This window comes from Paenibacillus timonensis (assembly GCF_022427145.1).
Classification (GTDB): Bacteria; Bacillota; Bacilli; order Paenibacillales; family Paenibacillaceae; genus Fontibacillus; species Fontibacillus timonensis.
Genome location: NZ_JAKSXN010000008.1, coordinates 82,792 through 107,983 on the forward strand (window position 1 = coordinate 82,792; position 25,192 = coordinate 107,983).

Consider the following 25,192-nt stretch of genomic DNA (forward strand, 5'->3'; position numbering starts at 1 on the left):
ATTGCAACGTGAAGGGAGTTTTTCTCATGGAACTGGATAAGCCACAGCATATTTTGGCCATCGGCGGCCACGCCGGGGATATGGATTTGACGGCGGGGGCGGTCATCGCCAAATACGTGCAGGCGGGTCATAAAGCGACGTTCTTGCACCTCACTCCGGGCGAGAAGGGACACCCGAAGCTGTCCCCGGACGACTATGCCAAACAAAAAATCGAGGAAGCGCACCGATTCGCCGAGATCGTTGGCGCGGACGTCCGGTTCCTTGCCTACAAGGATGCCGAGCTGCCGGTTGACGAAGAGGTGAAATACCAGGTCGCGGACGTGATCCGCGAGGTGAAACCGACGCTCCTGATCACGCACTGGAAAGGCTCGATGCACAAGGACCATGCGAACACGCACTACATCGTCGAGGATGCCCGGTTTTATGCGGCGCTGAAGACGATCGAACGGGCGCTGCCGAACCATTATTCGGGCCCGCTCTATTACGCCGACAACTGGGAGGACCCGTACGACTTCCAGCCGGAGGTGTTCGTGGATATTCCCGAGGAGGCCTACGACACGTGGGTGAAGGCGATGAATGTCTACGCCTATGCGCGCGGCGAAACGTCCGGTTTCCCTTTCATCGAATATTACAAAGCGCTGACGGTCGTGCGTGGTGCGCCGGCCGGGTTCAAACGGGCCCAAGCCTTTATGGTACCGCGAGGAGCGTTGAACAAGCGGGTGCAGTTTTTGTAGCTGGCAGCGGCCGGGGCCTTGGGGTTCCGGCTTTTTTTTAAGGCTTGTACCACGGCATGTGTTCCTTCGATCCTCCCTTTTGTTCATCCCGCATTTAAGATGGAAATCCCTGTGATCTCAGGTATACTAAAGGATAGGTAAAAATGAAGATCAGACAAGAGGGGTTCCCCGGATGAAGGTTATCTTGGTTGATGATGAGCACCTGGCTTTGAATTATATGGAGCATCAATTGCGTAAAGTGTCCCCGGTCGAAATTCTTGGAAAGTTTGCCGATCCGTTCGAGGCCAAACGTTTTGTGCTGGAGAAGGACGTGGATGTGGATGTGGTGTTTTTGGACATTCACCTGCCCGAGATCGACGGTATCGAACTTGCCGAGCAGCTGTTGCAGGACAAGCCGCGTCTTAACGTGGTGTTCGTTACGGCATACGACGAATACGCGATCAAAGCTTTCGAGTTGAATGCCCTCGACTATGTCTTGAAGCCGGTTCCCAAAGAACGTCTTGAAATCACGCTGCGGCGGATCCAGGAACGTTTGGACGAACGGACGAAACAGGAGGCCCCCCGCTCCGAAGAGGGCAAGAGGCTGAACATCCGGTTGTTCCGGCAGTTTCGGATCGAATCTTCGAATCGTGAACCCTTGCAGGTACGTTGGCGGACGACCAAAGCGCAGGAACTATTTCTTTATTTACTACAGCATCGGGGGCAGCTTGTCCGAAAGTCCGTGCTTGTCGACTTGCTATGGCCGGAGTACGAGCCCGCCCGAGCCTATTCGCAGTTGTATACGGCGGTGTACCATATCCGCAAAACGCTGGAGCCTTACGGCGGAATCATGCATATCAACAGCGCCACGGACGGATATGTGCTGCAGCTCGCCAACGCCGACTTGGACGTGGAGGCTTGGGACCGGTTTGTTCATTCGGGAACGCCGCTTGACGAAGGGACCTTGGCCGATTACGAAGAGGCGCTGGACCTATATCAAGGGGATTACCTGCAGGATGACGAGTACTGGTGGGCGGAAAGCGAGCGTTACCGCTTGAAATCGTCGTGGCTTCGCGTCGCTGTCCAATTCGCCGAATGGCATACGGCGCACGGGAACCCGGAACGGGCCATCGAGGGGTACCAGTTGATTTGCGACCGCAATCCGCTGGCGGAAGAAGCCCATTTCGCCTTGATGAAGCTGTACGCTTCGCTGGACAAACGCGCGCTCGTGCTTCGTCAATACCGCCGATTGGAAGAGGTGTTGGCCGAGGAGTTCAACGAACCCCCCAGCCCGTCGATCCTCCAGTGGTACCATGATTGGTCGCTCACGCAAAAAAGCCTTCCCCAAAGCAGTTCATAAGCTGCCGGGAAGGCTTTTTTGTTCATACGGGAATGTGAAAGGAAACCGAGGTTCCCCGATCCGGAGCGCTGCGAATCTTCAGCCCTTTGCCGTAATATTGCTTCAGGCGCCGATCCGTATTCCGCAGGCCGACCCCTTGGCCGGGGCGGAAGGAAGGTTCGAGAATCAGGCGCTGCAGTTCCTCGCTTATGCCGACGCCGTCGTCGTTCACAGCCACTTCGTACCCCTGGTCGGAACGGACGATGCGTATTTCCACCGTTCCTCCTTGGGATCGCCGGAGGATGCCATGGTGAAGGGCATTTTCCACCAGCGTTTGGATCGACAGCGGAGGCAGCGTGAAATTTGGTTCTACATCCAACGTCCAGCGGATATTTAACCGATCGCCGAACCGTTCCTTCTCGATAAACAGGTACGAGCGGACTAGATCCAATTCGCTGGCAACGGGCACGACCCGGTCGGCATTGTGAAAATCGAAGCTCGTTCGCAGATAGTTGCTGAATTCCTCGAGCAGCCGTTGCATTTTGCCGGTATCGACCGTGCTGAGCGCGGCGATGGAATTGATGGTGTTATGGAGGAAATGCGGCTGGATTTGGGCTTGCAGCCAAGCCGCCTCCAGACGCAGCCGTTCCTCGATCGACACTTTCAAGGCGGTTAATGCCCGTACCCGGGACCTTAATTCCCAGGCATCCACCGGTTTGGTCACGTAATCGTTGGCGCCGGACTCGAAGCCGGTAAAAATATCCTCCGGCCGGTTTCGGGCCGTCAGCAAGAGAACGGGAAGCTCGGAGACGGTATATCGGCCGCGAATCGCGCGCGTCAGTTCGTAGCCCGACACGCCCGGCATCATCACATCGGCCACCACCAGCTCGAAAGTTCCCTGGCTCAAAAAGCCGAGCGCCTCCTCGGCGTTAGTGGCGGTCGTGATTTCGTATTCGGCCGGTCCTAGCAAATCGGCAAGGATCTTCAGATTGACCGGATCGTCGTCAACGGCCAGGATTCGGGGTTTGCCGCTGTTCACGATCGGCTGACTTACCGGCCGATCCCGATGCTCTGCCTCGCGCGCCCCAGCTTCGGCGGGACCCGCCTGCGGCCCGGTCAGCCCTGCAGGCTCCGGACCAAGGGACCCGGCCGTTTTGCCCCCTACGGCCAGAGGCAGCGTAAAGGTAAAGACGGAGCCGCGGCCAAGGGAGGAGGATACCTCCAGCGTTCCCCCATGCAGGGCGACGAGCTGGCGGCAGATGCTCAGTCCCAGCCCGAATCCGCCAGCGGCCCTTTCCATGATCGATGGACCTTGCTCATACGGTTTGAAGATCCGTTGGCAGGTCTCCTCATCCATCCCGATCCCCGTATCTTTCACGCGAATGCAGGCCATATCGCCCATCGTATCGGCCTCCAGCGCGATTTCGCCCCGGTCGGTGAATTTGATGGCGTTATGGAGCAGGTTATACAGCACTTGAATTAACCGGTTTTCATCGGCCCGGACGGATGGAAAGTCATCCGCGATTCCGATTCGCATTTGAACCGGTTTGCCGTCGAGCAGATAATCGAGCATTTGCAGAAGGCCCGGCACGACGGTTTGCAACCGGACGGCGACAAAATTCAGGCGAAGCGAGTTCTCCTTCAGCCGGGCGGCATCCAGCAAATCATCGAGCAACCGCGACATGCGCCTTGCCACGGACAATTGGATCTCCAGCTTTTGACGTTGGGCTTCGCCGGCCGGGTGTTCCTGATCGTCCAGCACGCTTTGGGTAAGATTCATGATGCCGTGCAGCGGGTTTCTTAACTCGTGCGAGGTGTTGACGAGAAAATCGTCCTTCTGCCGGTTGGCCCGCTGCAATTGATCAGCCAGCCGTTCGGTTTGTTGCGCGGTCCGAAAATAACGCCTGAACCAAAATGCGGCAAAAGCCAGCACGGTGAAGATCAAATCGAATGGATAATGCATATGCTGCAACCCAAGTCGGCTCTGGGCAATGGTCCACAGGATGTTGGTGCCCAAGCTTGAACAAGCCAGGAGCAGAAAAATGACGTCCTCCTGGTTTCGAACCGCTTTACGGAGCAGGAAGGCCGTGATTAGCACGGCCGACAGCAGCACGGCTGTCAGCATAAACCGTTCCAGCGGCAGCGTAATTCGGGTTGGAAGGAACAGGACGAGAGCCGCGTACCCCGCGGAGAACCAGGCGAAGATCCGCAGCAACCTGGATTGTCCCACATTTGGAAACATGTTCTTTACGAGGGGCGGGATAAAGGACACGACTCCGATGTACGAGGCGATGACCACTCTTACGCCAATTTCAAAGGACATGCCGGGCAGCCAATGGTAAAGCAGCTTGTCGTCCGCGCCGATGACGGAAAGAATCGCGCAAAAGATAACGGCGGCAAAATATAATAAACCCTTCCGAGGAGCTCCCAGAAAATAAAGCATGACTCCATAGAGCGCGTGAACCAGCAAGACGACGCAAAGTAACCCTTGCAGGGCCATGGATAACCCAATGCGGTGGTTCACCGCGGACGTCGTCCCGAAACGGATGGACTGAACGATACCGCCCTCCCCGACATGGGAAGCGGCTTGAATGACAATGTCCACCTTCGTCGAACCTTGCGGGACCGGGATGGTGTAAGGCATATATTTCGGCGTGAATTCATCCCCGTTTTCCGAGAGGCGACCCTGACCGGCCACCCATTTCCCATTGATATAAACGGCCGAAGCGCGTTTAATATCGCCCGTACGCAGCAGATAAGCGGATTCTGCAGCCTCCTTGTCCATTAAAATCTGCAGGCGGTAAGTGCCGGCATAATAAGAGCTCCGGTGTTCTTCAGGAAAATACTTTCGCCAGGATCCCGGTACGGGAATTGACGTTTTGCCGCGAATCCCCGCCAGCTCGTTTCCCGGCTCCGAAGAAGGAACGATCAGGGCATCGGGATAGAAATCCCATTCCCCTTCCAGCGGGATCGTATGGCTTGGGGGAAGCTTCCAGCCCCGTAAGTCCAGTATGCCGCCCGATGCCTGCGGATGGTCGACGGTACGGTTCAATGCCAGCCAAGTGAGGCGGATTCCGGTAATGGCAACAATAAATAAGACAATGATTAGCAGCGTTTTCTGTGTTTTCATAATCCATTTACATTCGCTAAGGCATTCGGTTTATCCTTTTTGTCAAAAAGAATCCGTGTTTGTCGATAAATTGTAGAGCTGCCTATGCGAAAATGCGGTAAATGTCTAAACATTCACCGCAGGGAGAGATGGATATGGCACGCGTCATGGTAGTCGATGATGCCGCGTTTATGCGTATGGTGATCAAGCAAATGCTGCAGGAAGACGGCCATGAGGTCGTTGCAGAAGCCAAGGATGGACTAGAAGCTGTCCGTTATTACGATACCTGGACGCCGGACCTGGTGACGATGGATATCACGATGCCCGAAATGGACGGCATCGCGGCAGTCCAAGCGATAAAAGGGATGGATCCGGCCGCCAAAATTATTATGTGCTCCGCCATGGGACAGCAAAAAATGGTGGTCCAGGCCATACAGGCCGGCGCGCTGGATTTCGTCGTGAAACCATTTCAAAAAGAACGGGTGATCGAAGCCGTACAGAAAGTGCTGAGTTAGGGTGGGGAAATATGGGGATCACTAAACGGCTTGCCGGAATTTTCAGGGCGGCCAAAGGTTTCGCCGGGCCGGCAACTCCCCGGGCTCGGAAAGAAGGATGGTTGGAACTGCTCGAACAGCAAGGGCGCATCTTGGACATGATCGCGAAGGGGATAAAGCCGAAGCCCATCCTCCAGGAACTAGCCGGGTTTATCGAACGGCAAACCGATGCGCGATGCGCCGTTTATTTGCCGGACCGCGAGAGAGGACCGGGTAAACTGCTATTAACCGCCGCATCCGGGTTGCCAAGGGAGTACGTCCGCCGCATCCAAGGAATGGAATTGGCCCCGTTCATGGGAGTATGCGGCGCCGCGGCCGCTCAGCGGCGACTCGTTGTCGTGGCGGATGCCGGCCGTGATTCGCGTTGCCTGCACTACTTCGATCTTCTCTTGGAGCATCCACAGTTGAGATCGTGTTGGGCATTTCCGATATTGGCATCGGACGGTAGCGTGGCCGCTGTTTTCGAGCTGCACCGCGAGATTCATGCTTCGCCGACACCCGATGCCTTGGAGCTGCTTAAAGTGGGAGGCCAGCTCCTGAGACTGGCGACTGAAGGGATGCAAATACGCGAGGAACTGCATCGGCGTCTTTACTATGATGAAATGACGGGGTTGCCCAACCGATCGTTTTTCCGGGAACGGCTGCAGCAGGCTTTCCGGCAGGGCGAGGGGAGTCCTCGCCCGTTCGTCGTCCTGTATTTTGAAATCTTAGGGTTGCAGGAGATTCAGGAACGGTTGGGCCAGGTGGCCGAAGATGATGGACTTAAACAGATTGCGGATTTGCTGTCCGACGGATTGCCGGCTGCTGCCGTGCTATGCCGGATGGGAGAAAGCCGGTTTGCTGCGCTCGTGTGGGATATAGAGGAGAAAGCAGCAACCATGCTTGGCCGCAGGCTGGCAATGGAGGTCGGATCAAGACCGTTCCCGCTCGATCCTGCATGCCGTCTGACTGCAGCCGTGGGGATCGGGTCGTTTTCCAAGCACGGGGAAGGGGTACTGCAGGCGGCTAAAGCCGATCTGTACAGGTCGAAGGATCCGAAGCATTGGGTTGGGGGATGATCTCTATGGAAATCAAGGGCGGCGGTTTGGATTGGAATACGGTCGGAATTCCGACGGCCTTGGCTATATTAGCTTCGTTTTCCGTACTCGGCATTGCCGCCGTCATCGCCAAAACATCGCAGACCGACCGGAAAACGAGAGCTCTTATGCTTTGTGGCATTGCCTCGGCGATGGGCGTTGCGGTATGGGCGGCGCATGTGGCCGGGATGCTGCTGTATGCAAACGGAGGCGAACGGGATGCGATGAACGTTGACCTGTTGGCGGTTTACGGCGTGGCTGCGGCTTTGCTTCTCGTTTTCCTCTTCTCCTGGTTGACCCTGGTGGCTGATCGGAGATCGCTGGAGCAGATGGCATACCGGGATGCGCTCACGGGTTTGCCGAACAGGAACGAAATGAACCGCTTTTTTGATACCTGTCAAATGCAGGAAACGTTAGGGTTGTTGTTACTGGATCTGGATCATTTTAAAACGGTAAATGACACGTTGGGTCACGATATGGGGGATTTGCTCGTTCAGGAGGTCGGAATCCGACTGCATCCCTTCGTGCGCGGAGGGCAGCGGGTATACCGCATCGGCGGCGACGAATTCGTGATGATCCTAGAGTCCTGTACCCGGGATCGGGCAGAGCGAATGGCCGAGGCCTTGCTGCGGACCCTTCAGCAAAAGATCCTGCTCGGAGAACGGGAATTTCTCGTAACGGGAAGCATCGGGATCCGGCTCGGGACGCCTGGCGATTCCGACCGCTCCATTCTTCTAAAGACGGCGGACCAGGCCATGTACCAGGCGAAAAAACTAGGGAAGAACCGTTATTTTATTTACGGTGACGACGCGGAACTTGCCTTGGAACGGGCCGAACGAAACACGCCGGCTTGCTGAACGGCCGGTTCTGGCATACACTTTAAGGCAAAACCTCTTAAAGGACGGATCGTTATGCCAATACCCAAGGTGGTTGTCATCGGCAGCTTAAATATGGATATCGTGGTGGAGACGCGGCAAATTCCACAAATCGGGGAGACCCTTCTGGGCGACCGGGTCCGCTTCATCCCGGGGGGCAAAGGCGCGAACCAGGCGGTAGCCGCCGCCCGTTTGGGGGCGGTCACTTCGATGATCGGCGCGGTGGGGACGGATGCCTTCGGCGACGAGCTGTTGGCCGCCCTGCGCCGGGACGGCGTGGATGTCGGCGGCGTCAAACGGCTGTCCGATGCGGCCACGGGCGTCGCTTCGATCTATGTCGCCGATGGGGACAACAGCATCGTCGTTGTCCCCGGCGCCAACGACCGGGTAACGCCGGCGGATATCGACCGGCACGCGGACAAGCTGGAGCAGGCCGATATCGTGCTGCTCCAGCTGGAAATCCCAGTGGAAACGGTGCTCTACGCTGCGCGGACCGCCAAAACGCTGGGCAAGAAGGTGATCTTGAACCCCGCTCCGGCTCGGGAACTTCCGCAGGAGCTGTACGGTTACATCGACTATCTGACGCCCAACCGCACCGAACTTGGGCGATACGCCGGGATGGAGTCGATCACGGGCAGCGATTTCCTCCAATCGGGGATGCGGCGGCTGAAGGACTTGGGCGCGACCCAGGTCGTGACAACACTGGGAGCCGCCGGATCGGCCTATCTGGATGAGGCCGGGGAGGTTCGCACGGTAAAGGGGCATGCCGTCTCCGTCGTGGACACGACCGGGGCCGGCGACTGCTTCAACGCCGCGCTGGCGACGGCGCTTGCCCAAGGGGAGAGCCCGGAGGCAGCGGTACGCTTTGCATCGCTGGCCTCCGCGCTGGCCGTGACGAAGTTCGGCGCCCAGGCGGGCATGCCGACGGCGGACGAAGTGCGGCTATTTGCGGCGGCCGGCTCGTCCCGGACGGCGCAAGAAGAGCGGATCCGCGTGAAACGGATTTACGAACACGCGGTTCCCGAGGACGGGTACCGCATTTTGGTCGATCGCTTGTGGCCGCGCGGGATGACCAAAGCGGATGCCGCGATCGACGAATGGATGAAGGGGATCGCGCCAAGCCCGGAGCTGCGCAAGCAATTCGCGCACCGGATGGAGCTTTATGCCGAGTTCAGCGCAAGCTATCTCCGGGAATTGAACGCCAACCCGGAGTGCGCCGTGCTGGCCGACCGCATCCGCGATCTCGCTCGGGAATGCCCGGTCACTTTGCTGTACGCCGCGAAGGACTCCGTGTATAATCACGCGAACGTGCTTCGGCGTTGGCTGATGGAGTGAATTTTAAAAAAAGCTGCTTCCTCGCTTGGGTAGCGACGAAGCAGCTTTTTTCGCGTGAGGAAATGTTGTAAGAAGTACAACATTTCCATCGTCTACAACCCCCTCCAGACGAAAATGTTGTAATAAGTACAACATTTTATAGCCCTTGGGAGGGTAAGCCGCTGAGAATGTTGCACTTAATGCAACATTTTGCGGTTATGTCGCCGGTTCTTGCCCAAAATGTTGTACATTATACAACATTTTGGAGCTCGGCGTCTGTTGTTGGCTTTCCAGCATTCGACTTTCCTTAAATTCAGCTTTCCTGCAAATCCCGGAACCCTTTGTTGACCCCGTCTCCCGCGTAGATCACCGGACTCAGCTTGTCGATTTGCAGGCGTCCCTCCGCGTTCAAATAATCTTTGGCCACGGAGCGGCTCACGATTTTACCTACAATGTTGGTCACGCCCGGGAATTGCTCGCTTTCGACGACTTCCACGACCCGGCAGGCGATCGAAATCGGGCACTCCCGGACGGCGGGGGCATGGACATGCTCCGAAGCTTCCGGCGTCAGGCCGGCTGCGGCGAATTTGCTGCCCTCCGCGCCGGAACGTGAACCGCAATAGCTGATCGACTCCTGCTGGGAGCGGTCCGGTACGTTCACCACGAAGTCGGTGCCTGCCTTGAGGTGCTGGGCGGCAAAGCCTTTACTGTTGAAGCCCAAAACGATCATGTCCTTGAGCGAATAAGAGGATGAGCTCGTCGTCACGTGCGCGACCCCGTCTTCATCGTAAAAGCTGGTTAGAATGACCGGGAAACCATAGTACATTTTTTCGTAATTGACCGCGATTTTCTCCATGTTACGTCCTCCTGCATCCATCATTCTTGTCACTTGTCCATCTCTTTCGAAGGATAACGCGGCCGAACGAGCGGCAAGGTGATTGCGGTCACAATTCACCGGTTCGGAGGCAAGGGGAGAGGATTGACAACCCAAAAAGCGAGCGATATAGTAAGGGCACCCGAACCCAGGCATCCTCCCGATGCCCCAATGAAAGACTTTGGAACATCTACCCTAAGCCATCCGCAGGGAGTGAGAACCGATGAATGTGCTGCAAATGCTCCGCTCGCGCAAATACTTGCAGCGGATCATGCTCAGCTTTATGCCCGTTGTCGCCATGCTTGCCATTGCCTCCCTCGTCCTGAACTCCGTCGCGCGCGATAAGGTGCTGAGCCTGCAAAACGACGCCGACCGCAAACTGCTCACTCAACTCAACTACAATATCGAAAACATGAACGGCATCGTCAAAGATCTGGCGGTTTCGCTGTACAACGACGAAGAGATGATCGCGCTGAAGTCAGGCGGGGACTATAAACAGAGCATTTTGAAAATCGAACGGCTGAACAAAACGGTGGCTACCTCTCCTTATCTGCACGCCATCGTCTTTTACAACGGCAAACAGAAACGTTTCTTCTCGTCCATCAACCACGGGATGGACAACGGACAGCTGTACGGCGCCTTGGAGAAAATCATGGCATCCGGCGGCGATTTGCCGAAGCTGCAGCTGTTGCCGCTCGACCTGGACGGCGGGAACGAGGGGATCGACGTGTTTGCTTTTTTCGTGTACGACGGGCTTACCCTAGGTTCCGTCAACGACGACGTGTTGATTCTGACGGTGAAGCCCGGTTGGATGCTGGATAATCTGAAAGCGCTTAATCGGGTGGTCGACCGGGAAAACGACATGCTTTTCGTTACCGACGGCGAGGGCAGGCTGCTGATGTCCAACGACCGTTCGCTGCCCGCAGGACTCGATACAAAGGATATTCTCGGGCGCATCGCAGGTTCGGAACATTCGCTGGACTCGTTTATCTACGCGCAGGAAGGAAGCAAATACAAGGTCACCTTTTTAAGCAAAGCTTTAAACAATTGGCAAATTATCAGCCTTCAGGACTATGACGATGTGTCTGGCAGCGTCCGGCAGATGAGGTGGACGGAAATCGCGGTAACGCTGTCCGTGGCGCTCCTGGCCGTCCTGTTGTCGGTGTTCTTCGCAATGCGGCTGTATAAACCGGTCGGCCATCTGCTTACGCTGGTTCCTCCGGGAGGACTTCCGGCGGCGCACGCCAAGGATGAGCTGTCGCTTATCGCGGACAACGTGGCGGAAATGCTGGGTAAACTCAAGGGGCTGGAGCAGGAACGGGCTTCGCAATGGAACATCGCGAAGTTGTATCACCTGCGCAGCTTGATCAGTCTGAGCGAAAGCCTCGAGGAGCCGGCCTTCTTAAAGCTTAAAGCGCAATACGGCATCGACATCGCGTATCCGTCGCCGCTTCGGCTGGCGCTGGTGCAGATCGACGATGCCCGGGAATTGGCCAAACAGCAAGGCTCCGGGGCGGAGTCGCTGCTCTACTTCGCCGTCGCCAATATCGGCCAGGAGCTGCTGGGGAACGGAGGTTCCTGCGAAGCGGCAGATATGAAGAGCGGTCACCTCGTCTTCATCGTCGGCGGCGAGCCGGAAGCGCTGGAGAAGCTGGGAGACCGCTTCGGCGAACTGCAAAACACGATCCTTCGCTACTACCGGATCACCTTTACGGTAACATTAAGCGGAGTGTTCGAGGATTACCGCCGGCTGACGGAGCATTATAATCTGGCGGTGCGGCGCTCCAACTACCGCATGATTTTCGGTAAAGGAGCGATTCTTGAACCGGACCGGCTGCACGCCAACGAAACGAACGAGGCCTTTCGCGTTCCGCAGGAGCTGGAACGGCGGCTGACGGAAGGGCTGAAAAGCGGGGATCCGGAAGAAGCGGAGCTGGCGATCCGCAGCTGGATCCGGCTTCTGGGCGGGTTCAGTTTCGAGAATATGTACTCTGGCCTGCTTCATTTGACGGTAGCGCTAAGCAATACGCTTGGAGAAATGAACCATCACAACGCCAATCCGGTGTCGGTGAACCTGCAAGCCATCAACCGGCGCATTCTGGAGCAGGAAACGCTGGACGAAATCGAGGCCGTGCTCCTGGAGGTCGTGCGGGAGGTGCTGGAACAACGCCGCAGCGGACGCGAGAACAAAAACCGGCTGCTGGCCGATACCGTCAAGGAAATCATCGATAAGCATTACGCGGATCCCGACCTGAACGTGCAGAGGATCGCCGACATGTTGAAGTTGAGCTCCGTTCATCTGGGCCAGGTGTACAAAGCGGAGGAAGGGTTGTCGGTGGTCGACCGGATCAACGAAGTCCGCCTCGCCCAAGCTCGTCTGTATTTGGAGCAGCAGCAGTTGACCGTGGCGGAAATCATGGAGAAAGTCGGCTTTGGCAACGAAAGCTATTTCTATCGGCTGTTCAAGCGACGTTACGGGGCAACGCCGAAGGAATACCGCCTCAAAGCGGCCATTGACCGCAATACTTGAACCCCATCCAAGAACCCGTCTTCACCTTGGACCCGCAGCGGAGCCTACCGCTTGCGGGTTTTTTGCGTTCGTGCAAGCGGGGGAGCCGCCCCGGTACAGTTATCCGAAATTGTTACAGCCCGCCCGTACAGCAATCTTGAAATTGTACAGTAACGAAGAAACCACGGTCTGCGCTATCGTTAGACGTGCAAAGCCTGATCGCAGGCCAGCCGCAAAGCGCAAGGCACATAAGGAAGGAGCTTGGCTATGTTGAATCGAGTTTCATGGGCGGACGACGCGGAGACGGCCCGAAAGCCGGAGACGGGGGGACGGAAGGCACAGCCGAATATCCCGCCGGAAACGCGCAGGGAAAAATCGAAAATCCGGAGAGAACTTCGCCATTTCCGGAATAACCGGGAGCTGTTTCTGCTGTCGCTGCCGGGAATCCTGTACAAATTAATCTTTGCCTATATTCCGATGATCGGGCTGATTATCGCCTTTAAAAATTACAGGTACGATCTCGGTATGTTCGGCAGCAAATGGGTAGGCCTGGACAATTTTCGTTATCTGTTCTCCACCGATGCGGCCTGGCGGATCACGCGCAACACGGTGCTGTACAACGCCGCCTATATTTTGACCACGGCGGCCGCGGCGTTGCTGCTGGCGATCCTGCTGAACGAAGTGAAGGCAAAATGGAGCAAATATTATCAGACGGCCTTGTTTCTGCCTTACTTTTTATCCTGGGTGCTGGTGGGTTACGTGGCCTACGCGTTCTTAAACCACTCGGACGGATTCATCAATCGCACGTTGCAGGCGTTCGGCATGGATCCGGTCAGCTGGTACCAAAATCCCGGACCGTGGCCGGTGATCCTGATTCTGGTTCAACTATGGAAAGCGATCGGATTCAATACGCTGATCTATTTTGCCGGCATCATCGGCATCAACGGCGAGTACTATGAGGCGGCGCGGATCGACGGGGCGACGAAACGGCAAATGGCCATGAAAATCACCGTTCCGCTGCTGGCTCCGCTCGTCATCATCATGCTGATCTTATCCATCGGCAACATGTTCCGCGGGGATTTCGGGCTGCATTACTTCATTCCGAACAATTCCGGATTTCTCTACGGCTCCACGGACGTGATCGATACTTATGTGTACCGGGCGCTGCGCGAGATCGGCAACGTGAGCATGTCCGCGGCGACGGGATTTTATCAATCGGTGGTCGGGTTCATTCTGGTGCTGCTTGCGAACGGCATCGTGCGCAAAATCAATCCGGACCATTCGCTGTGGTAAGGAGGAGGAACGGCTATGCCTAAAAAATTCGAGATCTCCAAGATATGGCTCAATCTGTTGTTCATCGTCCTATCCATCGTCGTCGTACTGCCGTTTCTGCTCGTGGTTGCGGTGTCGTTGACGGATGAGAAGACGATCACCAAGAACGGGTACCAATTCATCCCCGAGTCGTTTAGCCTGGATGCCTACCGCTATCTGCTGGACGCTCCCGATATTTTGCTCCGGGCTTACGGGGTAACGATCACGGTCACCGTGATCGGAGCGTTGACCGGGCTGCTGCTGACCGCGATGACCGCCTACGTCATTTCCCGGCCGGATTACCGCTATAACCGGATCACGACGTTTTACGTGTTTTTTACGATGCTGTTCAGCGGTGGCCTCGTGCCTTCCTATATCCTGATGACGCAATACCTGCATCTGAAAGACAGCCTGCTGGCGCTCATCCTTCCGGTGCTTCTGTCGCCCTTCAACATCATGGTCATGAAAGGGTTCATGTCGAAAATTCCGCTCGAGATCATCGAATCGGCCAAAATCGACGGGGCGCGGGAGCTGCGGATCTTCTTCCGGATCATCCTGCCGCTGTCCACGCCCGCCCTGGCCACGTTGGGCCTGCTGATCTCGTTCACTTACTGGAACGAATGGTTCAACGGGATGTTGTACATCGACGATCCGAGCAAAGTACCGCTGCAATTGCTGCTGGTGCGAACCTTGAACAGCATCGAGTTTCTCACTTCCAATTCCGAGTTTACGCAGCAGCTCGGCATCGATCTGGCAAGCTTTCCGAACAATTCGGCGCGAATGGCGATCGCCGTGCTGGCCGGCGGACCGATGCTTGTGATCTTTCCGTTCTTTCAACGATTTTTCGTGAAAGGGCTTACGGTTGGCTCCCTCAAGGGTTAACATAAAACAAATATGTACAGGAGGTCACACAATGAGAAAACGATGGTTAGGTATGTTGGCGCTGATCTTGCTGGCCGCATCCGTGTTTGCCGGCTGCGGCGGTAACGGCAACGGAGGTAACGGCGCCAACGGCGGAAATGCCGGGAACGGCGGGGATAACGCGAAAGCCCCGACGGAGGAAACGGGAAACGCAAGCGAGCTTGAGCCGGTCACGTTGACCTGGTATTATCCGTTGTCGCAGCTGCAGGCCGACCAGGATAAGGTGCAGGAGGCGGTGAACCAAATCGTGAAGGAAAAGCTGAACGCCACCGTCAAGCTGGTTCCCATCGCCATCGGCGATTACGTGCAGAAGATGAATACCGTGCTCGCCGCGGGCGAGAAGTTCGACATTCTTTGGACCGGGTACATGCTGAAACCGGAGGAACTGGTGCGCAAAGGCGCGCTCCAACCGATCGACGAGCTGCTTGATAAGTACGCTCCCGAACTAAAAGCGGATGTCCCGCAGGTGATGTGGGACGGCCTGACGGTCGACGGGAAAATCTACGGCATTCCGAACCAGCAGATCAACGGCAACCGTTACGGCTATATCGTTCAGAAGCGGTTCGCCGACAAATACGGGCTGGACCCGGCGTCCATCAAAAAGATTGAGGACATCGAGCCGTTCCTGGCGCAGGTTAAGCAAAACGAACCGGATGTGATCCCGTTCGGCAATTTCGGCAACTACTTCGACTTTATTCCGCAGGTCCATGACGACGAGTATTGGGGCGTTCCCGGCGTCGACAATCATTTTTACATCAAGACGAACGATCCTACCTATGCACTGCAGCGGTATCCTGAAGCCGAACTGGACAATTACCGGCTCGTCAGCAAATGGTATAAGCAAGGGTATATTTACAAGGATGCGGCCACGGCCAAGTTCGAAGACTTTCAAACCAAAGGGCAGATCGCGGTTCAATTCGATGTGACGCTGAAGCCCGGCGTGGAGGCCGAAGTGAAGGCGAAAAACGGCGGCAACGACGTCATCGTCATTCCGCTCAGCGACTGGTACACCAACGGCTATTCGGCGGCCACCAACCAATCGATCAGCCGGACATCGCCGAATCCGGAACGGGCCATGATGCTCCTGAACTTGGTCAACACTGATAAAGAGCTATACAACCTGCTTTGCAACGGCTTGGAAGGCACGCATTACGAGAAGCTTAGCGGCGAATACATCAAGGCGTTGCCGGACTCCCGCTATAAGCCTAATATGGACTGGGTTTTTGGCAGCGTATTCAATTCCTACCTGAAGGAAGGACAGCCGGAAAACGTGTGGGAGGAAACCAAGAAAATCAATGCGAGCGCAGAGGTCAATCCCATTGGCGCCTTCAAATTCAATTCCGAGCCGGTCAATACGGAGATTGCGAACCTGAATGCCGTATGGGGCGAGTATAAAAGAGGGATTCTTACCGGCACGCTGGACTTCGACGAAACCTGGCCCGTGTTATACGGCAAGCTGAAGGAAGCGGGCGAAGACAAATACGTGGAAGAGGTTACACGTCAATTCGAAGCGTTCCTGAAGGAACAAGGATTAAAGTAACCGGATTCACCAGCACAAGGCACGTGGAGCGGAGATAGGGAGAGACCCGCTGTGAGGGACGGCTTTGCCGCAGCGCTTTGGGGCAAAGCCGTTTAGTTCTCATGCGAAAGGATGAAGCAAAGCGATGAAGAAAAAGAGTTGGCTCACGTTCATGATCGCCAGTCTGTTATTCACGTTAAGTCCTGTAGCACCGTCAGCGGTTTCCGCGGCGGAAAACGGCCATCCCGGCCATCCCGGCAATTCCGGCCATCCCCGCGCCACGGTTTATTACGTGGCCACCAACGGCAAAGATTCCAACAACGGGAGTAAGAAGGCTCCGTTTCGGACCTTGGAGAAAGCACGGGACGCGATTCGGGAACTGAAAGCGAAGAAGGGGCTGCCGCCCGGAGGCGTCACGGTGTATTTGCGCGAAGGCCGCTACGAGCGATCGGCGAGCTTCGAGCTGCGGGAACAGGATTCGGGCGCTGCGGGCAAACCGATCACCTACGCGGCGTACCCCGGCGAGAAGGTGGTCATCTCCGGCTCCGAACGACTGGAGAAGTCCGCATTCGTTCCGGTAGCCGACGAGGCGGTGCGAAGCCGCATCATCAGCCCCGAAGCACGGGAGAAGGTGCTGGTGGCGGATTTGGCGGCGCTTGGCCTCACGGACTATGGGAACTTAAGCCGGCATGGGTATTATCTCGCCAACGATCTGAGCGAGGTTCCGCCGATGGAGTTGTATGTCAACGGGCAGGGCATGACGCTGGCGCGCTGGCCGAACGAGGGCACCGTTCAGATGGACGAAATCCTGGATCCCGGCCCGACGCGGAAAGACCCGGACGGGGAAGTGCATAAGCGAGGGGGGACGTTTACGTACACGTATGATCGTCCGCAATACTGGACGCAGGCGGACGACATTTGGCTGGATGGGATTTTCGGCTATAGCTGGGAGTGGTCGTACAACAAAATCGCCTCGATCGATACCGCCGCCAAAACCATTACGCTCCGTTACGGAGAGATGAGCGGGATCTTCAAGAACTGGTATCCCGACTTCCATTTCGCGCAAAACCTGCTGGAGGAAATCGACATGCCCGGCGAGTATTACATCGATCGTTCGGCCGGAAAACTGTATTTTCTGCCGAATGCGGAATTCATGACGGCCGATCCGACGATCGAGGTGACGATGCTGAAATCGCCGATGATCAACGCGCTGAACGCTTCGTACATCAACTTCTCCGAGCTGGTCCTGGAGAATGGCCGCGATTCGGCAGCGGTGTTCATGGGCGGCAGCCATATGAAGATCCAAAACAGCGAAATTCGCAACTTCACCAACAGCGGCGTGCTGGTGAACACCCAAAGCCGGTTCTATTACAACGACTTCGAAGGCGTCCCCGGCACGGACCACGCGATCGAAAATACGCATATCCATCATATCGGCGGGACGGCCGTGACCCTGACGGGCGGCGACAAAACGACGCTCTCGCCAGGCAGAAACGTCGTGAAAAATTCCCATATCCACGATTTTGCCTATTATCACAAGGCTTATAATCCCGGCGTTCTGCTGTCGGGCGTGGGCAACCGAATGGAACACAACGAGCTGCATGATGCGCCCCATCCCGGCGTGTTGATTTTCGGCAACGACCATGCGGTGGAATACAACAACATTTACGATGTATGCAAAACGTTCTCCGACCTCGGCGCGATCTACATGAACGCGGGCGAAACGCCGCAGGAGCGGGGGACCGTCATCCGGCGCAATTATTTCCATCATATCGGGGAGACGAAACCCGGGGTCGAAGGGGTTTATCCCGACAATTTTACGATGGGACTGACGATCGATGAGAACATTTTCTATAAAATGGGCAATTCGGCGATCAAAAACAACGGGGGCTCGCACATCCTGACGCGCAACAATATCTTCGTGGACAGCAAGGTGCCCTACGATTACGCGGATTTGTATCTCGGCGACGATCCGGACGATCAGGTGCCGAAGAATTACATGCCGAAGTGGCAGGCCCTGTTCGCGGCCAACAACAACTTTGCGGGCACGCCTTATTTGGAGAAGTATCCGGAACTGGCCGATTTCTTCACGGAAAACCGCTACTATCCCGACACGAACACGTTTCAGGGCAATGTGATCTACAATCCGGTGGTTCCGCGCAGCACGACGACTAATGAACACGGGGCCTACGACAAATTCGGGCTGGTTCAATATGCTGACAACTGGGTGGCGGCGGCGGACCCCGGCTTCGTTGATCTGGCGGGCGGGGACCTGTCGCTGCGTCCGGATGCGCAAGTGTTCCAGCAAATTCCCGGGTTTCCGAACATTCCGTTCAATGAAATCGGCATCCTAGGCAAAGCGGGTACGACCCTCGGTCAAGACAGCTACCCGGTACAGGGCGTCGCGGTTTATGACGACAACGTCACGGTTGACCGCTGGAAAACGGTGAAGCTGCAGACCGCGGTCCTGCCCTGGAATGCCGACAATCCGGCGCTGACCTTCACCTCCGCCGACCCGGCTATCGCTTCGGTTGACGGTAGCGGCGTTGTCACAGGCCTGGCGGTAGGTCAGACCGTGATCACGGTGGCGTCGGCGGAAAATCCGCAGTTCACGGCCACGGTGAACGTCACGGTGGAAGCCGGCGACGGCGTAATGGACTTCACCGATTTCGAATCGGGGGCGAACGGCTGGCCTCAGGATGCGAACCGAAGCATCGTGAAGGAAGGGGAGAACCGCTGGTATAAAGTGTTGAACGGAGCCTCGGCGCTGAGCTCCAAGTCGTTCTCCGAATACGAGCTTAGCTTCAAGCTGAAGACGCCGGAGACGATTGGAAACGCTGCGACCTTGTACATCTTCGACCGTCAGGTCGGCAGCGGGTCGAGCCGGATCGGCTACAAAACCCGGGCGGACGGCAGCTCGGCCTGGCTGCTGTACGATCCCGCATGGGCGATTCTGAAGGAAGTGAAACTGCCGGGCCACGATTTACAGCCCAACACGGAATATGAGGTCAAAATGCTCGTCAAAGGCGGCGACATCAGCGTGTATGTGGACGGCGGACTTCGGCTGAAGGGCCATGATCCGGGTCACAACGCTGAGGGAAAAGTCGGGTTCTACGTCGCCGGCGTCAGTCACATACTGTTTGACGATATCCGGTTTAAGGCGCTGTCGACGGAATTGGCCGGCATCCTTCCCGCTGAAAGCCATGTGCGGATGGTTCCCGGAGAACAGCGGCAATTGCAGCTCACGTTCGACCCCTCGGATACGCCGGTGACGGAGGTTACCTGGCAATCGGCCGATCCGGCGGTGGCGACGGTGGATGCCATGGGCGTCGTGAACGCCGTTTATGAAGGGGAAACGGTCATCACGGCGGTGTCCGCGGTGAATCCGCTCATCAAAGCGGACATCTCGGTCACCGTATCCAACGTGATGCATGAGACGGACTTCGAAAACGGCGGCAACGGCTGGCCGGTCGATCCGAACCGCAGCATCGCGGCCGACCCCGACGGCAACCGGCGCTACAAGATCTTGAACGGCGCTACGGGGCTGCTGGATAGAAACTTCGAGTCCTATGTGCTGGAGTTCACGCTGAAAACCCCGGCCGCGATGCCGGAGAACGGCGGCGTGATGTATATTTTCGACCGCCAGGATTCCGCCGGCTCCACCCGCATCGGATATCGGACGCGGGCGGACGGAACCTCCGGCTGGATCCTATACGACACCAGCTGGTTGAAGCTGGCGGAAGCCGATTTGCCAGGCCTCGACCTGCAGCCGGATACGGAATATGCGGTGAAGGTGGTCGTGAAGGACGGCGACATCGCCGCTTATGTAGACGGTTCGCTGCGAATCGCCGGCACCGATCCGAACCACCGGCCATCGGGCAAGGTTGGGTTTTACGTCAGCGGATTCGAATACATGCTGTTTGACGATATTCGGATCTCGTTGAATCCGTGACCCCTGCTGCGAGATCATTGTATTCGATTTTTCGAATACATTTCCTCGATCGCGGCTAGAAAGTGGGATTCTATGCGATTTTTCATATAGATTAGGGGCCTTCGTCTTCCTGAAGCCTGAATGTGTATGAAATTTCAGATATATTCCTTTGAAATCGACGTAAACGGGGGGAATCTATGCGATTTTTCGTATAGATTTCCCAAAGCTATCGGGAGGTTGACCATGAAACGGTACATATACCGGGCCGAAGGAGAAGAAGGAGCAGAATGGGCGGAGATCTGGCGGGGGCCGGAGATTTCCCATGCGCTGGCTGAAGCGATGGAACGGCTGGAGGTGGATCATCTCAGCTTGTTCGCCGACGGGAACCGGTTCTATCTGTATTATGAATGCTTGCGGGAGGCGGTTCCGCCGGAGCGGCTGCTTATGGCGGCTGGTGAGCGGCTGATCGTGTGGCCGGGAGGAGAGACGGAGACAGGGACGGGGCGGCGTTGGGCGCCGATGACGGATATTTTTCATTACCATCAACCCGTTGCCGGTACGGACTGGCGGCATTCGGACCGCTTGGCCGAACCTTACGGAAGGCTGGCCAGGCTGAAGCCGGAAGAAGCCGCGAGCTATATCTACCACCATTATCAATATCAAGAGGAAAAGCCGGGCGACGGGGATAAATACGGCATCATCGGCCTGCATGAGAGTTTGTTGTTTTTCTATTCGGAGCAGCCTGCGACCCTAGAGCCCGCAACCTACGAAGGGAAGCTCAACACGTCGCTCAAGCCGGTACGCTGGGCCGAAGCGATGGAACCGCATTTTATCCCGTGGACGGGAGTTCCGGCAGGACAGGAGCTCTGGCGAAAGCTGGAGCTTGTGCTGCACGCGGCGTTCCGCCGGACGGAGGAGGAGACACGATGCGTCATACGATATGCCTGAACGGAGAATGGGATTTTATGCCGCTGTATGGCGAGCCGCGGCGCCGCACGCTGCCGGAATCCCTCGAATATGAGGCACAGAAGGTGAGGGTTCCCTCCAGTTGGAGACGAACCTACGTGCAGGGGGCAGGGAAGCGTTTTGGCGAAATCCCGGAGCATGGCTTCGTACCGATGGATTTGTACGGTTACCCGAAGGAATGGGACGACGCCGAGGCAGGCGTGCTGCACCGCCGCTTCCGGGTGCCGGAGCGGATGGCTGGCCAGCGAATCGTGCTAAGACTGGACGGCATCATGCAAAAGGCCGTGATTTACCTGGACCGACGGGAAATCGCCGTATGGGAGGACGGCTACTTGCCGCTAAGACTCGACATTACCTCTTACGTGACGCCGGGGCGGGAGCATGAGCTGCATCTCGTCTGCGGGAGCTTTGATCAAACGACGTTGCCCTCCGGAGCCCAAAAGGTGACCGGTCTGGTCGGCTCCTGGTTTGGCGGCGTTTGCCGGGGAATCTGGCAGGATGTGTATCTGGAGAGTTACCCGGCGCTGGCCGTAGAGGACGTCACCCTGCGCACTTCCGTCCGGAACGGCCGGCTTGAAGCAGAGGCCGTCATCGGCGGGACGCAAGGAGTGGAGGGCGCTTTGGAAGGACCGCTTCGCGTACGGCTTCGCGTTCGCGAGCTGGGGGTGCTGGCTTCAAGTTTTGATGAGGGGCGTACTTTAGGGACATCGACGGAAGTAAAGCAGCAGGTGCTTGTGGCGGAACAGCCGGTTGAGCCGGTTTCTGCCGGGGCGGCTAATTGGCTGCGGCTGTGCGAGAACGAGCACGGCGGGGAAACTTACCGCGCTTCGTTCCATCTGGAATGGGCCGACGCCAAGCGGTGGAGCCCCGATTCGCCGTTTCTGTACCGGGCCGAGTTCGAGCTGATGGACGGGGAACGGGTGATCGACCGGCGTGAGGAAACGTTTGGGTTTCGCGAGTTCTGGTGCGAAGGTCCACAGTTTAAGCTGAACGGGATTCCGCTGAACCTGCGCGGCGATTCTTGGCATTTTCAAGGCGGGGCCCAGCAGACGGAGGCGTATATCCGCAACTGGTACCGCATGTGCCGCACCGTAGGGGTGAACAGCATCCGGCTGCACGCGGAGCCTTATCCGGCGGACTACCTTCGCATCGCCGACGAGGAAGGGATGCTGATCGTCGACGAAACGGCCATTTACGGCTCGGGCAAATCGATGCAGGCGGACCATCCCGATTATTTGGAGGCTTGCCGGCAGCATGTGCGGCGGCTGGTGCAACGCGACAAAAACCATCCGTCCGTCATCCTCTGGAGCGTGCAGAACGAGATGCGCTGGGTGGACGGGCGAGACGGCTTCAAGAAACATCTCCCTGATTTGATGGCATCCATCCGGAAGCTGGATCCGACGCGGGCGATCGTTGCCGAGGGGGATAACCGGCTGCTGCCCAAAGCGCATACGGAAGTGGAAAGCCGCCACTACAACATCGACGGGACGATCGGCCAATGGGACCGCACCGTTCCGCTAACCTTCGGCGAACATGGAGGCTGGTGGTACATCTGCCCGCAGAACAGCAGTATGTACGTCGGACTGCGGGCTTACCGCGGGACGGACGAAAGCGCCTTAGGCTTGGCGGAGAAGGAGCGGCTGTTCGTGGAATATGCGCGCCGCCAGGGCGTATCCGGCCTGTCGACGTTTAATTTCGCCCACTATTTCATGCGGGCGATGCCCGAGCGGGACGTGATCCTCCCGCCGCCGGTCAAATCAGATTTCCCCGGCGTAATGCCGAAGGTGATTCCGGCTTACTCACTGACGATCCATAACGGCCTGTTACCGGAGGAAGAGCCGCCGTATCGGCCTAATCCCGCTTTCGCCGTCCTGGCGGCGGCGTTTAAGCCGGCGACGATCCTCGCCGCCGAATACGACCGGAGCTTCTATGACGACCAGCCGGTCGACCGCAGCTTCGACGTGTTCAATGATACGTTATCGGCCCGGGATGTCATGGTGAAATTTACCGTGAAGCAAGGGGGAACGATCGTCCATGAACAAAGCTTCGGCTTCACGCAAGGCCCTGCGGAGCCCAAGGTGCTCCGCTTGAGGTGGCAGCCGCTGCCCGTTCATTCGGAAGGGCGGGCGGAGCTTGCGGCAACGCTTCTTCACGACGGACAGCCGGTGCATGAGCTGCGGTTGAACTACCGGATCCTGTCCGCCCGCTTGCGGAGCCGTCCCGTTCCCGTTAACCGGCCGGTGGTTTATTGGGGGAACGACGCGGATTATGAGACCATCCACAGGCTTGTGCCCGGCTGTGAACGGGTGGATTGGGAGCAGTTGGCCGATCCCCGTCTGCCGACCGAAGGGCTTCTGGTCATCGGAAGTTATGCAGAGGATGCGGACGGCGCGTTGGAACGGCTGCTCCAGGCGTATGTCGCGCGGGGCGGCCGGTTGCTGCTGTTGGAACAGAACCAGCTCTCGCTCGGCAAGCTGACGTTGTCGCGGCGCTCTTTCCTGCGCGCCCATGCCGGGGATTACGGTCATCCGGCGCTCTCCGGGATCGGCGACGACGATCTGATGTTCTGGCAACCGGAGCTTGCCGAAGACGGCCCGTTGCCGATCATCCGCGCCGCTTTCGAGAAGCCGGTCTACGGCGACTTCACGCTGCTGCTGGAGTGCAGCGCGGGCGATTTCGGCGACGGCGGCGATCTGTGGTCGCCGCTGCTGGAATACCGGCACGGCCGCGGCCGGATGGTGGCCAATCAGCTGGAGCTGATGGCCCACGCGGATCGCGTGCCGCAAGCTTGCTTGCTGCTGCGCAACCTGCTCGCGTATGCGGGCGGCGCGGCCGGGGAGCGGGACGAGGCGGCGGGGCAGCCGACCGTCGCGCTGGTGCGCCCCGGCGGCCCCGCCGCCACGTTGCTCGGCCGGCTGCGGCTGCGGCACGCCGCGCTGGCCGATGTAGCGGCGCTGGCGGCGCCGGCGCTCGGCGGGCATGGCGGGGGCACCGCCATGCCGCCCGGGCAGGGCTTCGGCCTGCTGGTGGCCGAAGCCTGCCTGCTCGAGGCGCCGGGGGCGGCGGAAGCCGTCCGGCGCCATGCCGAAGCCGGCGGACGCGTGCTCGTCCTGCCGGCGGAGCCCGGGCAGCAGGCGGCGTTGGCCCGCCTGCTGGACCGTCCCGTGCGCGTGGCGCCGCACGAGACGTACCATTTGGCGGCGGACTACGCGCACGCCGCCGCCCGCGGGCTCAGCCCGGTTGACTTATTCGGCTTCGACAAGGTGTTCTTGTCGCCGCGGGAAGTGGTCAACCGGGTCCTCGCCGCCCACCGCCTGGAAGCCCCAGGCGTCGCCGTCCTTTGCACCAGCGTGGAAGGCACCGCCTGGAAGGACTTCTTCGTGCAGGGGTACACGGCCGAATACAGCCGCCTCGCGCTGGTGGAGCTGAATCAACGGAAAGCCCGGCCATCCGGGGCGTTCCTAATTGATGCCAAGGTGGGGAGCGGAACCGTGGTGTGCTCCCAACTGCTGCCGGACCCCGAAAGCGAGAAGGCTTTGCGCTTATATACCCGCCTGCTGGCGAACCTGGGTGCCTCTTTCGACGATGAGCTTTTGAACGAGGAGAAAGGCGATGGGGAATGGGCCGTGGAAGCCATGATGGCGCTGCCTTGTCCGGCTTACGTCGATTACGGCGCAATGCGAGATTACTATACGGATCCGGAGTTTTCGCTTAACAATTTAGGGGAAGGCCTGTACGGCTGGATGCAAAAAAAAGAACGCCGCTCCAACGGTCTATTGCATATCGCCAATGCGGGGCGGGATCCGTGGTTTCTGAGCTGCTTTGTTACGGTGCCGGAAGAAGAGGAAGCTCCTCGCCGAGGGCGGCTGCGGGTACTCGCAGACGGCTCTTCCACGGTTGAAATCATGATCAACGGTGAGCGGGTGCCGGAGCCGGAACAAGAGATGGTCTTGAATCCGGGCTTGAATCGGTTGATCGCTATCGTACGAGGGGCCGGCGAGGATCTTGACTTTGGTTTGGTCTTCCTACATCCCGACGGCGGTTATATGAAGGACCTGTCATACCGCTTGACGCTGGACGAGGTGGAGCCGAAGTAGACGGACCATGGCCTCTACGGACCTCAGCTTCACGGTAACGGACCTGAAAGACCTGATTTGCCCGAAAAAGTACCGTTCTCGTTT

Annotated in this window: 15 protein-coding genes; 13 read left to right on the forward strand and 2 right to left on the reverse strand. The window is 57.7% G+C overall.

All coding sequences use genetic code 11. From position 1 onward, the window contains the following. Positions 1-26: 26 nt before the first annotated feature. Together MJ257_RS04810 and MJ257_RS04815 are read left to right on the forward strand one after the other, a co-directional pair. Positions 27-734, forward strand: coding sequence for a PIG-L deacetylase family protein (locus MJ257_RS04810; protein WP_240268169.1), 708 nt, complete (start codon positions 27-29; stop codon positions 732-734). 172 nt (positions 735-906) lie between these two features. Beyond that, positions 907-2,073 (forward strand): response regulator, encoded by a 1,167-nt coding sequence (locus tag MJ257_RS04815; RefSeq protein WP_240268170.1) that lies wholly within the window; start codon positions 907-909, stop codon positions 2,071-2,073. 22 nt (positions 2,074-2,095) lie between these two features. Here the strand turns inward: MJ257_RS04815 and MJ257_RS04820 are convergent, their stop codons facing one another. Further along, positions 2,096-5,182 (reverse strand): ATP-binding protein, encoded by a 3,087-nt coding sequence (locus tag MJ257_RS04820; protein ID WP_240268171.1) that lies wholly within the window; start codon positions 5,180-5,182, stop codon positions 2,096-2,098. Between the two features lie 134 nt (positions 5,183-5,316). On the opposite strand from MJ257_RS04820, the gene MJ257_RS04825 reads away from it, so the two are divergent. From MJ257_RS04825 to rbsK, 4 genes are read left to right on the forward strand one after another with little or no spacing between them, the layout of a single operon-like run. Beyond that, positions 5,317-5,676 (forward strand): response regulator, encoded by a 360-nt coding sequence (locus MJ257_RS04825; RefSeq protein WP_240268186.1) that lies wholly within the window; start codon positions 5,317-5,319, stop codon positions 5,674-5,676. A gap of 11 nt (positions 5,677-5,687) precedes the next feature. After that, positions 5,688-6,773, forward strand: coding sequence for a GGDEF domain-containing protein (locus MJ257_RS04830; protein WP_240268172.1), 1,086 nt, complete (start codon positions 5,688-5,690; stop codon positions 6,771-6,773). A gap of 5 nt (positions 6,774-6,778) precedes the next feature. Beyond that, positions 6,779-7,648: a diguanylate cyclase domain-containing protein gene (locus tag MJ257_RS04835; RefSeq protein ID WP_240268173.1), complete on the forward strand. Its 870-nt coding sequence runs from the start codon at positions 6,779-6,781 to the stop codon at positions 7,646-7,648. Positions 7,649-7,702: 54 nt separating this feature from the next. After that, positions 7,703-9,001, forward strand: a complete 1,299-nt coding sequence (gene rbsK / locus MJ257_RS04840; protein ID WP_308193161.1) for a ribokinase — start codon at positions 7,703-7,705, stop codon at positions 8,999-9,001. Between the two features lie 292 nt (positions 9,002-9,293). On the opposite strand, the gene MJ257_RS04850 is transcribed toward rbsK, so the two are convergent. Continuing rightward, a complete protein-coding gene (locus MJ257_RS04850) occupies positions 9,294-9,836 on the reverse strand; it encodes a flavin reductase family protein (protein ID WP_240268174.1) in 543 nt (180 codons plus the stop codon). 241 nt (positions 9,837-10,077) lie between these two features. Between MJ257_RS04850 and MJ257_RS04855 the strand changes: the two genes are divergently transcribed. The 7 genes from MJ257_RS04855 (at position 10,078) to MJ257_RS04885 (ending at position 25,108) form a co-directional block, all read left to right on the forward strand. After that, entirely contained in the window at positions 10,078-12,384 is a 2,307-nt protein-coding gene (locus MJ257_RS04855) for a helix-turn-helix transcriptional regulator (RefSeq protein WP_240268176.1), read from the forward strand. Between the two features lie 246 nt (positions 12,385-12,630). Then, positions 12,631-13,656, forward strand: coding sequence for an ABC transporter permease (locus MJ257_RS04860; RefSeq protein WP_240268177.1), 1,026 nt, complete (start codon positions 12,631-12,633; stop codon positions 13,654-13,656). A gap of 15 nt (positions 13,657-13,671) precedes the next feature. After that, positions 13,672-14,556 carry a carbohydrate ABC transporter permease gene (locus tag MJ257_RS04865; protein WP_178022979.1) on the forward strand — a complete coding sequence of 295 codons (885 nt, stop codon included), beginning with the start codon at positions 13,672-13,674 and terminating at the stop codon, positions 14,554-14,556. A 31-nt stretch (positions 14,557-14,587) separates the two neighbouring features. After that, positions 14,588-16,135, forward strand: a complete 1,548-nt coding sequence (locus MJ257_RS04870) for an ABC transporter substrate-binding protein (protein WP_240268178.1) — start codon at positions 14,588-14,590, stop codon at positions 16,133-16,135. A gap of 124 nt (positions 16,136-16,259) precedes the next feature. Beyond that, a complete protein-coding gene (locus MJ257_RS04875; RefSeq protein ID WP_240268179.1) occupies positions 16,260-20,066 on the forward strand; it encodes an Ig-like domain-containing protein in 3,807 nt (1,268 codons plus the stop codon). A 222-nt stretch (positions 20,067-20,288) separates the two neighbouring features. Continuing rightward, positions 20,289-20,993, forward strand: a complete 705-nt coding sequence (locus MJ257_RS04880) for a hypothetical protein (RefSeq protein ID WP_240268180.1) — start codon at positions 20,289-20,291, stop codon at positions 20,991-20,993. Further along, positions 20,972-25,108 (forward strand): glycoside hydrolase family 2 TIM barrel-domain containing protein, encoded by a 4,137-nt coding sequence (locus MJ257_RS04885; protein WP_240268181.1) that lies wholly within the window; start codon positions 20,972-20,974, stop codon positions 25,106-25,108. The genes MJ257_RS04880 and MJ257_RS04885 overlap by 22 nt, the downstream gene beginning before the upstream one ends. The last annotated feature ends 84 nt before the right edge of the window (positions 25,109-25,192 follow it).

Excerpts from the sequence above, each read along its gene's own strand:
- rbsK (WP_308193161.1), top strand. The coding sequence starts at position 7,703 with ATGCCAATACCCAAGGTGGTTGTCATCGGCAGCTTAAATATGGATATC.
- MJ257_RS04865 (WP_178022979.1), top strand. The coding sequence starts at position 13,672 with ATGCCTAAAAAATTCGAGATCTCCAAGATATGGCTCAATCTGTTGTTC.
- MJ257_RS04850 (WP_240268174.1), bottom strand. The coding sequence starts at position 9,836 with ATGGAGAAAATCGCGGTCAATTACGAAAAAATGTACTATGGTTTCCCG.
- MJ257_RS04825 (WP_240268186.1), top strand. The coding sequence starts at position 5,317 with ATGGCACGCGTCATGGTAGTCGATGATGCCGCGTTTATGCGTATGGTG.
- MJ257_RS04875 (WP_240268179.1), top strand. The coding sequence starts at position 16,260 with ATGAAGAAAAAGAGTTGGCTCACGTTCATGATCGCCAGTCTGTTATTC.
- MJ257_RS04855 (WP_240268176.1), top strand. The coding sequence starts at position 10,078 with ATGAATGTGCTGCAAATGCTCCGCTCGCGCAAATACTTGCAGCGGATC.
- MJ257_RS04885 (WP_240268181.1), top strand. The coding sequence starts at position 20,972 with ATGCGTCATACGATATGCCTGAACGGAGAATGGGATTTTATGCCGCTG.
- MJ257_RS04820 (WP_240268171.1), bottom strand. The coding sequence starts at position 5,182 with ATGAAAACACAGAAAACGCTGCTAATCATTGTCTTATTTATTGTTGCC.
- MJ257_RS04815 (WP_240268170.1), top strand. The coding sequence starts at position 907 with ATGAAGGTTATCTTGGTTGATGATGAGCACCTGGCTTTGAATTATATG.
- MJ257_RS04810 (WP_240268169.1), top strand. The coding sequence starts at position 27 with ATGGAACTGGATAAGCCACAGCATATTTTGGCCATCGGCGGCCACGCC.
- MJ257_RS04860 (WP_240268177.1), top strand. The coding sequence starts at position 12,631 with ATGTTGAATCGAGTTTCATGGGCGGACGACGCGGAGACGGCCCGAAAG.
- MJ257_RS04870 (WP_240268178.1), top strand. The coding sequence starts at position 14,588 with ATGAGAAAACGATGGTTAGGTATGTTGGCGCTGATCTTGCTGGCCGCA.
- MJ257_RS04835 (WP_240268173.1), top strand. The coding sequence starts at position 6,779 with ATGGAAATCAAGGGCGGCGGTTTGGATTGGAATACGGTCGGAATTCCG.
- MJ257_RS04880 (WP_240268180.1), top strand. The coding sequence starts at position 20,289 with ATGAAACGGTACATATACCGGGCCGAAGGAGAAGAAGGAGCAGAATGG.
- MJ257_RS04830 (WP_240268172.1), top strand. The coding sequence starts at position 5,688 with ATGGGGATCACTAAACGGCTTGCCGGAATTTTCAGGGCGGCCAAAGGT.